Source organism: Schleiferia thermophila (assembly GCF_003337435.1).
GTDB classification, from domain to species: domain Bacteria; phylum Bacteroidota; class Bacteroidia; order Flavobacteriales; family Schleiferiaceae; genus Schleiferia; species Schleiferia thermophila.
In genome coordinates this window covers 14,850-29,522 of the sequence record NZ_QPJS01000008.1, presented here as the reverse complement: position 1 = coordinate 29,522, position 14,673 = coordinate 14,850, and the positions used below count along the sequence as shown (strand labels likewise).

13 protein-coding genes are annotated in these 14,673 nt (G+C 46.3%); 3 read left to right on the top strand and 10 right to left on the bottom strand.

Going from position 1 to position 14,673, the window contains the following annotated elements; all coding sequences use genetic code 11:
* The first annotated feature begins 307 nt into the window (after positions 1-307).
* Both DES35_RS10975 and aroB read left to right on the top strand, forming a co-directional pair.
* On the top strand, positions 308-769 hold the full coding sequence (locus DES35_RS10975) for a MarR family winged helix-turn-helix transcriptional regulator (protein WP_114366577.1): 462 nt from the start codon (positions 308-310) through the stop codon (positions 767-769).
* Positions 744-1,811: a 3-dehydroquinate synthase gene (gene aroB / locus DES35_RS10970; protein ID WP_114366576.1), complete on the top strand. Its 1,068-nt coding sequence runs from the start codon at positions 744-746 to the stop codon at positions 1,809-1,811. Before DES35_RS10975 ends, aroB begins: the two co-directional genes overlap by 26 nt.
* On the opposite strand, the gene DES35_RS10965 is transcribed toward aroB, so the two are convergent.
* Positions 1,796-3,829 (bottom strand): urocanate hydratase, encoded by a 2,034-nt coding sequence (locus DES35_RS10965; protein WP_114366578.1) that lies wholly within the window; start codon positions 3,827-3,829, stop codon positions 1,796-1,798. The two genes, aroB and DES35_RS10965, sit on opposite strands and share 16 nt — an antisense overlap.
* 104 nt (positions 3,830-3,933) lie before the next feature.
* Here DES35_RS10965 and elbB point away from each other — a divergent pair, with 104 nt between their 5' ends.
* The gene (elbB, locus tag DES35_RS10960) at positions 3,934-4,614 is read left to right on the top strand and encodes an isoprenoid biosynthesis glyoxalase ElbB (protein WP_037361048.1); all 681 of its coding nucleotides are present in this window, start codon (positions 3,934-3,936) and stop codon (positions 4,612-4,614) included.
* Between the two features lie 258 nt (positions 4,615-4,872).
* Here the strand turns inward: elbB and radA are convergent, their stop codons facing one another.
* From radA to DES35_RS10915, 9 genes are all read right to left on the bottom strand, one after another.
* A complete protein-coding gene (gene radA, locus DES35_RS10955) occupies positions 4,873-6,237 on the bottom strand; it encodes a DNA repair protein RadA (RefSeq protein ID WP_114366575.1) in 1,365 nt (454 codons plus the stop codon).
* Positions 6,224-6,583, bottom strand: coding sequence for a hypothetical protein (locus DES35_RS10950; RefSeq protein WP_114366574.1), 360 nt, complete (start codon positions 6,581-6,583; stop codon positions 6,224-6,226). Before DES35_RS10950 ends, radA begins: the two co-directional genes overlap by 14 nt.
* A gap of 263 nt (positions 6,584-6,846) precedes the next feature.
* Positions 6,847-7,740, bottom strand: a complete 894-nt coding sequence (locus DES35_RS10945; RefSeq protein WP_170125744.1) for a cupin-like domain-containing protein — start codon at positions 7,738-7,740, stop codon at positions 6,847-6,849.
* Positions 7,741-7,797: 57 nt separating this feature from the next.
* Entirely contained in the window at positions 7,798-9,240 is a 1,443-nt protein-coding gene (locus DES35_RS10940; RefSeq protein WP_114366572.1) for an aldehyde dehydrogenase, read from the bottom strand.
* Between the two features lie 4 nt (positions 9,241-9,244).
* Positions 9,245-10,606, bottom strand: a complete 1,362-nt coding sequence (locus DES35_RS10935) for a thioredoxin-like domain-containing protein (protein ID WP_114366571.1) — start codon at positions 10,604-10,606, stop codon at positions 9,245-9,247.
* A 40-nt stretch (positions 10,607-10,646) separates the two neighbouring features.
* Positions 10,647-11,096 (bottom strand): MarR family winged helix-turn-helix transcriptional regulator, encoded by a 450-nt coding sequence (locus DES35_RS10930; RefSeq protein WP_037361031.1) that lies wholly within the window; start codon positions 11,094-11,096, stop codon positions 10,647-10,649.
* A 68-nt stretch (positions 11,097-11,164) separates the two neighbouring features.
* A complete protein-coding gene (locus tag DES35_RS10925; RefSeq protein ID WP_114366570.1) occupies positions 11,165-11,938 on the bottom strand; it encodes a class I SAM-dependent methyltransferase in 774 nt (257 codons plus the stop codon).
* 12 nt (positions 11,939-11,950) lie between these two features.
* On the bottom strand, positions 11,951-14,245 hold the full coding sequence (tamL, locus tag DES35_RS10920) for a translocation and assembly module lipoprotein TamL (protein WP_114366569.1): 2,295 nt from the start codon (positions 14,243-14,245) through the stop codon (positions 11,951-11,953).
* The gene (locus tag DES35_RS10915; protein WP_125039424.1) at positions 14,242-14,598 is read right to left on the bottom strand and encodes a hypothetical protein; all 357 of its coding nucleotides are present in this window, start codon (positions 14,596-14,598) and stop codon (positions 14,242-14,244) included. The genes tamL and DES35_RS10915 overlap by 4 nt, the downstream gene beginning before the upstream one ends.
* Positions 14,599-14,673: the final 75 nt, after the last annotated feature.

The window sequence follows — 14,673 nt, the reverse complement described above, 5'->3', positions numbered from 1 at the left end:
CTCAGCCACCTGCCCTCCGGCAGCTATCTGCTCAGAGTCCACTCCACTGCAGGTATAATCAACCGAAAACTGACCATCGCCAAATAACCCACTTGGTATCCGAAATTTCCTAAATCCGCCTCAGTGATATGAGGCGGATTTTTTTTTATTTCACACAACCACAGTATCTGTCCAAATATTAATGTAACCAGAATTCATTTATTCCAAGTCTAATGCACACATAGAATTTTATACATTTGAAGTAGAATTTTCAAACCATTCAGAAATTGGTTCCAAATTGACTCTACTACTGTAAAGGATCAAATGCATGAAACCGGAAGAAACCATCGATTTTCAAATCAAATTTGCCTGGCAATACATCAGCAGATTTTACAACGATATAGCAGCCAAATACAATACTACCTGGGCAAGTGGCAACGTGCTGCTCAACATAGACCTTCAAAATGGCACCCCGGCAACCGCTTTAGGACCTAAAATGGGAATGGAAGCCACCAGCCTGAGCAGAATTTTGAAAAACCTCGAATCAAAAGGCCTGATTGTCAAAGAACCTCATCCCACCGACAAACGAGTAGTCATCATCAAACTTACAGCCGAAGGCCTTGAGAAACGAGAAGAAGCCAGACAAGCAGTAAAAGCCTTTAACAACCATATCATGAGCAAACTAACTCCTGAGCAGCTAAAGACTTTTTTTGAGGTGATTCAAATAATTGTCAAAGAAATCGAAAGCAAAAACATAAGAATACATGCCCCGGGAAAAATCCTTCTTTGACTCAGAAATCCTTCATGCTGCTGAAGGTTATACTTATCTCAGAAAAATAATTGATAGCAAACAATACAGTGAAATCATCCTGCTGACAGACTCAAATACCCAAGAGCTATGTGCAGTAGATTTTTTTGATAAATTGGATTGTAGCATACACATTTCCCAAATAGAAGTAGAACCCGGAGAAGAATGTAAAGACATCCAGGTTGTAATCCATCTATATCGTGAACTCGTCGACTTACAGGCCGACAGACGTTCCCTCCTGATCAATCTTGGCGGTGGCTCGGTAAGCGATTTGGGAGGTTTCGTAGCCTCTACGTACATGAGAGGTATTGATTACATCAACATACCTACGACTTTACTCGCTATGGTCGATGCCGCATATGGCGGCAAAACAGGTATAGATTTTAGAGGAATTAAAAACCTGATTGGAACTTTTTACCCTCCAAAATACATCTTACTGGATAAAGAGTATACGGCTACCCTCGATGAACGCCATTTTTTTTCAGGCTTTGGAGAAATACTCAAATATGGCATCGCTCTGGACGCCCCTCTCTGGAATGAATTTAAAATCCACTTTCCCGATAGTCTGGACAGCTATCTAGACGAATGGATCCAAAAATGTCTGTCACTAAAAAAACACATCGTAACCAATGACCCCTTAGACAATGGAATCCGTCAAATTCTCAACGCAGGGCACACCATAGGACATGCCATCGAGTCCTTCCACCTCGACAAGCAAGATGAACTCTACCATGGTGAAGCCGTTGCTTGGGGAATGATTGCTGAGCTGTTTATCTCCAATTACAAAATTGGCTTCTCTCAAGATGAATTAAAAATTGTCAAAAATATCGTTCAAAAACACTTTCAACGACCCGCCATTACTACAAGTGACATCGAAATACTGCTCGATTACATTTATATGGACAAGAAATCAATCGGACAGAAACTCTACATGCCCCTGATCAAAAAACCTGGAACTTTCGAACTCAATACTCCGATTGAACCTGAGCTCATAAAGGAATCCTTAATTTACATGCTCACCTGAGGCTGCCCCGAGTTGGCTTGTAGGACCTTTCGGATCAATGTCTCATCAGCAGGATGCGGTATAGTAATATTCAGATCAATTCGCCTTTTCATTTCTCTCTCAATTGTAAACAAAGCGTTTGCATTTCTGGCCCAGCTTCTGCGCGCTATTCCATTGTTAACATCAAAGAACAACATATTTTGAAGTGCGCGTTCAGCTTGTGTTGATCCATCGAGTAGCAATCCAAATCCACCGTTGATCACCTCCCCCCAACCAACACCTCCTCCGTTGTGAATGCTCACCCAGGTCGCCCCCCTGAAGCTGTCACCAATCACATTGTGAATGGCCATATCAGCCGTAAATGCAGAGCCATCGTAAATGTTGGAAGTCTCCCTGTAAGGCGAATCCGTTCCACTCACATCGTGATGATCACGTCCTAGCACCACAGGACCGATTTTCCCCTCTTTAACAGCCCTGTTAAAGGCCCTTGCGATTTCTATACGCCCTTCACTATCAGCATACAAAATCCTGGCTTTTGACCCTACCACCAACCGGTTCTTCCAGGCATTTTCGATCCAGTAAATGTTGTCCCTGAGTTGCATCCTAATCTGAACAGGAGCATGTTGGTAAATCCTTTCCAATACATCACGGGCGATTGAATCAGTGATTTTCAGGTCTTCATCTCTGCCACTGGTACATACCCAGCGGAATGGTCCGAAGCCAAAATCAAAACACATGGGCCCCATAATGTCCTGCACATAGCTGGGATAGCGAAAATCCTCCCCGTTCTCTGCCATGATATTAGCACCAACCCGGGATGCCATTAGTAAAAAAGCATTTCCATAGTCAAAAAAATACGTCCCCCTTGCCGTGTGTTGGTTAATGAGGTCTACATGCTGTCTTAGGGAGTCATTGACAATGGACCTGAATCGCTCCGGCTCATCGGCCATCATCTGATTGGCCTCCTCAAAAGTCAAACCATAGGGATAATATCCACCCGCATACGGATTGTGAAGCGAAGTCTGATCACTTCCAATATCCACATAGATGCCTTCGTTCAAAAAAGCATCCCACACCTCAACCACATTGCCCAGGTAGGCAAAAGAAGTGTTTGATTTTTTTGCCAGTTCCTCCTTTACCCTTTTACACAATGTACTTATATCCGTAACCACTACATCCACCCAGCCCTGCTCGTATCTGGTATAAAGTGGTTTAGGATTGACTTCAGCCGTTACCGACACACAACCAGCTATTTTGGCTGCCTTGGGTTGAGCACCACTCATGCCCCCCAGTCCTGCAGTTACAAACAATCGCCCCGCTGCAGGATTTTCATCATCAGGATAAACCTTTCTCAGTGCATTAAGCACGGTAATATAAGTGCCATGTACAATGCCCTGCGAACCTATGTACATGTACGAACCAGCCGTCATTTGCCCATATTGCGTTACTCCGATAGCATTGTAGCGATCGTAGTCATCCGGAGTGGAATAGTTTGGTATCATCATCCCATTAGTTACCACTACCCGGGGAGCCTCTTCACTGCTGGGAAACAACCCCATCGGATGCCCGCTGTACATATGCAGCGTCTGCTGGTCGGTCATTGTAGCCAGATATTTCATCGTAAGCAGATACTGAGCCCAGTTTTGAAATACCGCTCCATTGCCTCCGTATGTAATAAGCTCATGAGGATGCTGTGCCACCCGCGGATCCAGGTTGTTCTGAATCATCAACATGATGGCTGCAGCTTTCAGACTTTTATGAGGATATTCTTCTATAGGGCGGGCATACATCTCATAATCCGGCCGGAAACGATACATGTAGATTCGACCATATCTTCTCAGCTCATCGTAAAACTCAGGTAAAAGCTCCCCGTGATGCCTCGGATGGAAATACCTCAAAGCATTCTTCAGCGCCAGCTCCTCCTCTTTGACTGTGAGAATATTGCGACGCTTCGGAGCGTGATTAACCGTAGGGTCATAAGGTTTGGGCTCGGGCAACTCCTCTGGAATTCCCCTCAAAATCTGTTCGGCAAAAGACAATTCACTTCTCATATCACTTTTCACTCCAAATAATACTGCTGTAAAAGTAACACTTCCCAGTGCGAAAGTTTATTTTTGTAAAAAATGAAAAAAACATTTCAACCATGAAAAAATACGCTGTACTACTGGCCGGATCCGGTGTCTACGACGGTTCGGAAATCCACGAAGCCACTTTTGCCCTTCTCTCTATAAAGCAAAATGGAGCCGATTACCAATGCTTTGCCCCTAACAAAAACCAACATCACGTCATCAATCACCTTACCGGCGAAGAAATGCCCGAATCCCGAAACATTTTAATCGAATCCGCACGAATAGCACGTGGCCAGGTCAAAGACCTTAAAGAACTCGACGCCTCTCATTACGACGGACTTGTAATGCCCGGTGGCTTTGGAGCGGCCAAAAACTGGAGCAAGTGGGCCTTCGACGGGCCTGAAGGCGAGGTAGACCCCGATGTGAAAAAAACCATCCTGGACTTCCTGGCTCTCGGAAAACCCATCTGCGCTCTTTGCGTTGCACCGGCAATTTTGGCTAAAGCACTTCAGGATACATCCTATCAAGCCGAAGTGACGCTGGGTTCCACAGCAGAGCCCTCCCCATACGACATTGCGGGTACCCACACAGCTGTCAGTACCCTCGGTGTAAAAACCATCGAAAAAACCCTTAGAGATATCCACATCGACCATCATAACCGAATCATTACCGCACCATGCTACATGATGGAAGGTAGTATAGCTGATATTTATTCCAATGTAAAAATGGCCATCGACCAGCTCGTTCGTATTTAATACCTCCTAAAAGCTTACCTGCCCGTCTCCTTGACAATCCTGGCCCACTTGGCCCCCTTCAGTTTTAAAGAATACACATGGAGGCGGGCATTTTCATACAAACCACCCACAATTCCTTGCTACAACTGACACTTCCACTTTTAAAAAAAAGCACAAGAAATCGAACAACCTCAGTAAAATATCCGTTTCGATTACTTTCAGGGGAAACCATATTTTATCAGAAAAAATGAACCACTTGCTTCTGGCTACATCAATACTTTAAAACAACTTCTGATACAACTCATCCACCCGCCCCACTTGCACTATGCGAATGCGATGCAACTTTTCCTGTATTTTACAAAATCTGGAAACCACCACCTCTTTAAAACCCAATCGCTCCGCCTCTGCGATACGCGTATCAATGCGACTCACCGGTCTTACTTCTCCCGACAACCCCACCTCAGCCGCCAGGCAGACCTCAGGCGAAAGCGCCACATCCCCGTTTGAAGAAAGTATGCTCGCCACCACAGCAGCATCCAGAGCCGGATCATCCACCCTGATACCACCCGCAATGTTCAGAAACACATCCTTCTGACCCAACCTGAATCCACACCTTTTCTCCAGCACCGCCAGCAACATATTGAGCCGACGCACATCAAAACCCGTCGCACTCCTCTGCGGTGTACCATACACAGCTGAGCTCACCAGCGCCTGCACCTCCACTGCAAGCGGACGCACCCCCTCCAGCGTCATACACACTGCATTGCCGCTCAGCGACTGCCGTTCGGCCGAAAGCAGCACATCCGACGGATTGCTCACCGCACCCAGACCAGCAGACGTCATTTCATAGATCCCAATCTCCGATGTAGAGCCAAAGCGATTTTTCTGTGCCCTTAGAATGCGAAAAAAATGATGCCGGTCGCCCTCAAAATTCAGTACCACATCCACCATGTGCTCCAATACCTTAGGACCAGCCAGCAGCCCCTCCTTTGTGATATGCCCGATCAGAAGCACCGGCACATCCTCACTTTTGGCATACCGCATAAATTCAGCAGCGCACTCCCGTATCTGGCTCACACTGCCAGGAGCCGACTCAAGCCCCTCCATGTATACCGTCTGAATCGAATCCACAATCACCAGCTGAGGCTGCACCCTGCGAATCTCATCAAAAATGGCCGAAACCGAAGTCTCCGACAGTATGTAGCACCCTTCACCCACAGACCTGAGTCGCTCAGCACGCATCCTAATCTGGTGAGGGCTCTCTTCTCCACTTACATACAGCACCCTTACCCCCGGTAGGTGCAAAGCCAGCTGCAGCATCAGCGTCGACTTGCCAATACCCGGCTCACCACCCACCAGCACCAGCGAACCAGGTACAAGACCACCACCCAGCACCCTGTCCAGCTCTGCATCGCCCGTAGGCAGCCGATGCTCTGATTTATGCATCACCTCAGCAATGGGCATCGCCAGGCTTTTCACACCAGTGCCCGAAGCAGGTCCTCCCCAGGCCGGCACCTTTTGTTCAGACTTGACAATTTCCTCCGTTATCGTATTCCACTCTCCACATGCCGTACAGCGCCCCAGCCACTTGCTGTGTACAGCCCCGCAGCTCTGGCATACAAAAGCCGTCTTACTCCTGGCCATCAGCCTCAAAATCAATCAATACGCACTTATCTTCCAGCATGCGTACCGTTTCATTCCACTCAGCTTCAGCCACCAGTCCGATGCCATCCACCGGATACAAAGCCGCCAGCATCAGCGCAAAACCAGGCACCGGATCGCCCTCGGCATAGTCCACAGGATATACCAATATTCGAGTCTGACAATCTTCCGAAAGCCGCACCAGCCTCACAATATTTTCAAACGAAGGTGCATGCGGAAAACCATTGACCAGCGCCACCTTGTGCCCGAGAAAATTCTCCACATTCACAGCCCGTATCAGGCCCTCCGCCGTGTAAATCTTATTAAATAAAAACTCTATTGTGTTCATTCAATGTATGTAATGCCGTGCAAGTGTATGGGATTTTTTGCCAATTTTAAAACAGCGGACTCACTTTTTACCAAGCCATGAATTCATTTGGGCGTGCCCTCTGGCGCCCTGCCCGGTAAGGCTGCCGGGCCTTGGGCGCCAGAGGTCGGGCTGCTACGGGGTGCGCTTCGCTCCCGTGCTGCGCACCGCCCTGGCGGGCGCCCTCCGCATCCCTCACGCAGGCATCCGACAGCTTTTTTACACGATTCAAACCATCCTGGCCATCATACCTGATTTCGCTCCCGCTCACGCTCACGCACTATCTCATTGGTTTTCTGAATCGCGCGCTTCAGCTTGAAGTCGCTCCACGAATTTTTGTAATACTTGTTCAGAAGCTCATCCAGTTTTCGGATTACAAACACATTATAAGCCCCTTGAATCTTACCCGGTATCGTAGGTGACAACGACCTCAGACTCAGCGAAAAGCTCCCGTCCAGATATTGGATGTAGTGCCAGATTCCACTCGGCATAAAGAGCGTATCCCCGTGGTTAATTTCACATTCATACCCCTGCGCATACTTGAGTGCAGGAAATTTCTTGAAATCCACCTCCATCAAATCTGCCGCACTGTGTGTAGTGAGCGGAAATTTGTACAAATACTTCGTCTGGCTTTGGTCAAAGAGCACAATTCGCTTCGTACCGCAAAACTGAGTGATAAACACATTCGACAGGTCGATGTCATAGTGAAGCCTCACATCGCTGCCGGCACACCCAAAAAACATATAAGGAAAATCTTTCAGATAATTGGTGGTGATGGGCGTAAACTCAAAATCCTCCAGCAGCTCCGGCACATGCTTGAAAATGTTAAACAGAAAAATCCGCAGATCGCTCTTCACCCCCTGTTCCAGCATATCGATGTACTCACCAAAAGGCACCTCTTTCACAGGGGGCATTTCGATCGCCGTCGGATTGTTTTCAAGCCATTTTCCATAGAGTTTCACAGGCACATGGCCGGCTTTTTTACGCAAGTAATCGTAATTCCACTTCTCTACGGCTTTCCAGTTTTTGGTGTAATTTTTCAAAATGACAGGTCTGCCCGGCAACAAAAAGTGTTGATGAAATTCCTCCGGGGTAATATCATAAACAACCTCTACAGGCTTTAAATTGAGTTTATCCACAGTGTGTTGATTTATTATACAAAAATATGGTTTGCCACTACTTTCACTTTATGACCCTCAGTAGGCCACGCAGATGTTTTTAGGTTCTGTAAAGAATTCGAGGGCATATCTTCCTCCCTCCCGACCTATTCCGCTGGACTTCATCCCCCCGAATGGCGTTCTCAGATCCCGTAGCAGCCAGGTATTGACCCACACGACACCTGCTTCTATTTGCCTGGCCATGAGGTGAGCTGAATTCAGATCGCTGGTAAAGATGCTGCAGGCCAGGCCATACTCAGTAGCATTGGCCATGGCTATAGCCTCTTCAGCCGTGTCAAACGGCAGCAAGGTCACCACCGGACCGAAAATCTCCTCTCTGTTGGTACGGCAGGTAGCCGGCAACCCCTCGATCACCGTAGGTTCCAGATAATATCCTCCATCGAAGGGAGCCGGTAGTTGTATGCGTTGACCACCCGTCAAGACTTTGCCCCCTTCTTCCTGTGCCAAATCTATATAGCTGAGTACTTTTTCCAGGTGGTTTTCCGATACCAGCGCACCCATCTGTGTGGTTTCGCTATACGGATCCCCCACTTTCAGTTCAGACACTTTGGCCACAAAATCTTTTTTGAACCTATCGTAGATGCCTCGCTGCACCAGTATTTTAGAACCACAGAGGCAAATCTGTCCCTGATTGCTGAACGAAGCCCGTACTGCCGTACTCAATGCCTTTTGGTAATCGCAGTCTTCCAAAACGATGGTCGAATTTTTTCCTCCTAGCTCCAGCGAAAGTTTTTTAAGATGTGGAGCAGCACTCTGAGCAATTCGTTTACCCGTCGATGTGCCTCCGGTAAATGATATGGCCCTGATGCCGGGATGCTCTGTTATAGCTTGGCCTACTTTGTGCCCGTAGCCATGCACGATGTTGAAAACCCCGGGAGGAAGTCCGGCTTTGATGCACAGTTGGCCTAGCAGATAGGCCGTATAGGGAGTGATTTCGCTAGGTTTGCCCACAACTGTACAGCCGGCTGCCAGTGCAGGTGCCACCTTCCAGCTGAAGAGATACAGAGGAAGATTCCATGGACTGATACACCCTGCCACACCCACCGGCTGTCGCAAGGTGTAGTTAAACCCCGATAGACCCATGTCATACGTATCGGTAGAAGTATGCAATATAGCTGTGGCAAAAAAAGAAAAATTATCTCGGGCCCTCGGTATATCTACCATACGCGCAAGCTTCAACGGCTTTCCGTTGTCTTTGCTTTCAGCCAGTGCAAGTGTCTCAAGATTCTGCTCAATCAATTCCGATATCCGAAGCAGTATCCTGCTCCGCTCGGCCGCGGGTAGTTCTGCCCACTTTCGGAAGCTTTTACTAGCCGCTTCGTAGGCCATTTCAATATCCCGGTGGTCGCTATCTGGAGTGAGTGAGTACACCTTGCCTGTCGCTGGTTCAATGTTTTCGATGTACTGTGCACCTACAGGTTCAATGAGTTTCCCATCGATGTAGTTAAGAATTTTTTCCATGAAATTAAAGGACGTTATTTAAAATACTTTCGATTTCCATCAAGTCAAATGTTTTTTTCAGGATTCGATTTTCTGCATCCAGGAGGATGTAAGCAGGTGTCCCTGTAATTTTAAGACGGCCTGTGTACCCATTCCATCCAAGCGGGTCATGCAGATGTATCCATTCCTTTGGCAGGTCTTCAATGGCTCTGAACCATTCCTGCCGGGTATCTCCGTTGTGCAGAGTTACCACCTTCAATCCTTTTGGCGATTTTCTCTTATATAAGTCCTCCCAGTACGGTTTGCTTTCATTGCAGTGCCTGCATTTGTGTGACCAGAAAATCATTAGCTTCAATCCGCTGACCGGCAGCTCTGCCGGCACTAAGAGTTCCTTGCCTTCAAGGGTCTGCACCATCCCTTCCGGCAGTGGAGCTCCCGGTTTCAAAACCTCCAGATTGGCGAGGATTTCATCAATCTCCGGCAAGTTCGCCCCGTCTGTACAAACATCCCCTTCCATGTATTTCACCTTTAAGTATTCGAGCCCTTCCGGGTAGTTCATCGCTTTAAATGCACGTACCAAATAAGCAAAAATGTTTTTCCAGAGCACTTCGTTGACCTTTAAGGGATTTAAAACACTGTCAATAAAGTTTTTATTCATCGTGTGAAAATCCTGGAAGGACTGATTGTTGGCCAGATAGGAATAGTACTGTCCTATCTTCTGATGGAGAAGCACATTGCGTGTCCAGAGGGTATCGCTCAGGTCAATGCCCCTGTAAAAAGAACCGGAAAAATCATCCCCTTTTGCATCCCATTGCCTCAACATGGAAATATACCTGTTGGCCAGCGGAAAGGCCGTATCACGGAATCGCTTGAAGAGTTCGGCTTTTTCTTGGCTGAGCTTGTGTATTTTTTGCTCCGCCACATTATAAAAAGAATCCCCTGCCGGGTATCTCTGCAGTAGTTCTGCCAGCAGTATTATTTTGTATTGAATACCATTGTAGCTCCTGGTAAACTCATGGAAGTAGCTTAGCTCTCTGCCTTTTTGCACCTTAAGTGAATCTGTAAGGTAAGGGAAAACCGTACTGAATTGAATCTCTGAGCCATTGGACAAAATCAGGTCAATATACCGGTCTTGGTTGCGACCTTGTCCTTTTTCTACCATCAGTTTAAAGAGCCCTTGATAGGGAATCTCTGATCTCATTCTGAAGTAAGACTTTTCAGTTACTACTACCGTCGAATCAATAGGGAAATTTTCGGCTCCGTTGTACCCAAGCAGCACAATGGTTCTGCCCTCTGCCCCGGTTATTTTTCCCTCGATCACTACTGGCTGGGCCAAAAGTGCTACAGAGATCAATGTATATACACACACAAATATCTTTACATACATGCGTACGCTTCAAAAATCAAGGGATAAAGATAAGAATTTCTCAACCCCTTAGCTTATCGAGCAGTTGATTGAGGTATCTGGCTTCAGTTTCAGGTAGTTGAACTATTTGTTTGTGCAGCTCTGAAACAGGTTTATCCAGCTCGGCCAAGAGCTGAATGCCGTTTTTTGATAAGATTACATCTACTTGTCGGCGGTCAGAAGCATTGAGTTGGCGCTCTGCCAGGTTTTTTGCCACAAGCTTGTCCACGAGTCGCGATGCATTCGACGTTTTGTTAAGCATACGGTCTTGTATGGTGTTGATTGTGCAAGGCTCCGGGTACTGACCTCGTAAAATTCTCAGCACATTGTACTGCTCCGGGGTAAGGCTGTATTTTTTCAGAAATCTTTGAATATTTACATACACATAACTGTACGTATACAAAATATTCACTACTGCTTTTGAAAATTCATTCGGAAAGGTTTTCTGCTTTATTTCTTCCTCCAGTCTCATGCGAGTGGGGTTGTTGTCGGTCTGATATTCAGTGCAAAACTAAACACAGCCATCGTTACAAAATGAAATTATTTCGGTTTTTCTGCTATATAGAGAATTTCTTCCGGTTGTATTCTGTATTTTTCGATGAGCGATGAACTCAGATGTTTTTTTATGTCAAATGACAGCACGTTAAAACCAGCTTTCTCCAGTCTCCGGGGATAATCAATGCCATACACCCTCACATGGTCATATTGTCCAAAAATTCGCTCTCGCTCAGCCTTGCCGGTGATTGAAGGATCCGAAAAGGTCTCCAATCTGCTATAGTCCATTGGTACCTGCATGATAGCCCACCCTCCTGGTTTCAAGATCCTGAGTATCTCCCGCATACACTGCAAATCGTCGTTTACATGCTCGAGTACATGATTGCAAAAAACTACATCGTACGTATTGGTTGGCAACGGTATGTCATGCAAATCAAAGTGCATGTCGGCCAAGGGAGACTCCAGATCAGCAGTAGTGTAATCGAGGTTTTTCATTTTTTTAAACCTTCCGTAAAAACATTGCTCTGGCGCTATGTGCAGCACCTTCAGTTTAGCCCTGAAAAAGTCTGTACAATCTCTCAAATACACCCACATCAACCGGTGTCGCTCCAGACTGAGGGAGCCGGGAGCCAGTACATTTGGCCTCTGCCGGTCTCCATATCCGTAAGGAAGCAGACTTCGGTAAGTACGTCCATCGATTGGGTCTTCGTATTTCTTGCCATACATCAACAGGGCAAGCAGATCTTTTGCCAGATAACTACCTCTGATCAGCCATGGTCTCGGAATGTATTTCAGCAATACGCGAAATATTGTCTTCATAAAAGGTGCTCATTAAAAAGGAAAACCTAAACCCGGCTGAAAAGTCCAATATTTCACCATAGCAGGTGATATCCATCTGTCACCGGGTGCAAATGCCGGATTGTATATCGGAATACCCACATCTACCCTGATGATAAAAAAACTCAGATCGTATCTGAGCCCCACCCCAGTACCCAAGGCTATGGATTGTACTAAATTTTCCGGAGTAAGCACTTGTTCAGGAACAAAATCTTTTACCATCTTATCTGTGCCTCTGACGGGCAGATTTTCGTAAAAAATATTTCCAGCGTCCAAAAATAGAGCTGATTTAAAGGCCTTGTAAACGGTAAATCGATATTCAACCGACGTCAACAGTTTGATTGGTGCTGTATTGATAGGTAAAGCAGCCGGTGATGTGCCCGGCCCAATAGAGAAAGCCCTGAATGCTCTCAGATCATTAGCCCCTCCAATAAAATATCGCTTTTCGAAAGGCGCCTGAAAAGCATACAGCGTATCAAATGAATTGCCGTATGGACGTGTATACCCTGCAAAAAGCCTTAATGCCAGGCTGTTGTTGGAGTTGAAGTATAAATATTTTCTGAAGTCCACTTCCAGTTTTACATATTGTGCATACGCCACTCCAAACAGTTTGCTGACATCGTTATCATCCTTAGGCAGATTAAATACGGCATCGATCAGGGGCAAAATCCCCGTACCTGCCAGTTCTGCTACACCTCGAAAGAAGGTGGCCTGGGGCTGATATGTAGGCTTTTGCGTATTGTACGTAAATGTGTACCGGGTAGATGCAATGAAATTATCCCGAAAACCAAACAACAAAATGGCACTTTGCTCAAATGCAGGGTCAATCTTAAACAGCCGGATGTAGTTGAGCTCCAGCAAGTCAATCTGGTGGTTTTTGTGTGTGGATTCTCTCCACAAATAGTTGAGGCCAGCCCTGTAGACCACCCGGTCAAACTGAAATCTCTGCTGCCTGATGATAGCAGTAGACAATTTGCTTCGGGGCTCCATTCGTTTCGGCACCAACCCCTCCGTATTGAAAGGCAACAGAAACCGGGGAAAATTCAAGGCAGCTTCTGCGCCAAGCTCCAGGGTATTGAATCCACCGGTCTGTCCTTGTGAAAGCTGCACTTCCAGCAGCCCGGTTATGGATAGTGAAAAAATCTCCCCCTTGCCAAAGGTATTGCGATTGAGCCAGCTCAGGCTACCGCTTACACCGCGTTGCCCCGACGATATGCTGCCCTCCGCTGTCGCAGTGAGCCCCTGCCGGCTCTCTGGTGAGAGCCGTATTTCTGCCAACAGTCGGTCGCTCAGCGGATCTGATTGTCTGAAAGAAATGTCAGTCCCGGTAAATAATCTCAGTGAGCTGATGTGTCTGAAGGTCTCTCTGACTGCTGTTTCTGAATAGTAAGTCCCGGGGGTCAGCTCGATCACATCCGTAAAAACTCTGGGATGAAACTGATTTTCCTGATAAAAATACAAATCGTATCCTTTGTGATGAATGTGAAAAGGTTCCGTACGATATTCTGCCCGCCGGGGTATCAGATGTACCTGTACCTGGTCGATTGTAAAAGGATGATGCTCAACATACAGTACCGAATCTCTGCCTCTTACAGGCCTTGGCAGAATGTTCATTTGCACAATCGCCTGATTTTTAGGTGCACTTATCGTATCAATTTCGAAATTGATGAAATCTTTCGTAAATCCAAAAAAGCCGTGCTGCCTCAGACTAGCGGCAATCCGCTCACGCTCATCATCCAGCAGATTGAAGTCCAATCGATTGCCCGCTTTAATTTTGGGATAGCCGATGTGATGCGACATTACAGAGTCAATGATTTCATTCCTGTTGGCAAGAATGAATTGATGTATCGTAAATGCCTCGTTCAGTGTTATATCGTATAGTGCTTCTACTTTTGACTTCCGTTTATTCAGGGGTTTTGCGATATGTTGTACTACTGCGTGAAAATATCCGGAATTCTGTAAATAAAGTTGCATTTGCCGACGAGTTCGCTGTGCTTCGCTTTCGCTGTAAATCACAGGAGCCTCGCCGATTTTTTTAAAGAAACCTCCCCAATTGTACACATATAGCGAAAGTGGGATGAACAGTAATCTGGTATTGGGCTGCTGTTTGATAATGGGCTCTAATGGCTCCGGATCAAAATTCCGATCGCTTATCCGCAATGAATTTTTGACCAAAAGTGCCTGACCATCGGGTACAAATCTGGTGGTAGAGCAGCTGTACATAGCTATTGCACCTGCCAGTACAGCAGTTCGTAGTGTGACAGATGTAATAAAACCGCTGATTTTCAATCGATATAATAATGTTTCCAGTAATACCCTTTTGACTTCTTGTACTTTTTAACTGCTAGTTTAGTGGCAAAAAAACCAGCAGGAACCAAAATACTTCCCGCTATCAAATAATCCCTGTCCCAGAGTGGCATTTTGTTGTAGGCATTGTTAATCGGAGGAATGACAAGTGCAAAAACTCCGGCAGCTATCGTAGCATATCCCAGCAGAGACACCAATTCGTTTCGGTAGTGAATTTCATCAATCCACTGATAAGCCACGGTAAAGTTGTCTACTTCAATGGTTTCATGCCCGATTTTTCCTACTAAACCCCTGATTTTTAAAGTATCTGTACTTTGCACTACGGTTATTTCCATTCCTGGTCTGATCCGCAGCTGCGGAGGCTTGCTCCTATGCTCTATGTATAAAATGTCCTGCGCTGAAACAAAAGC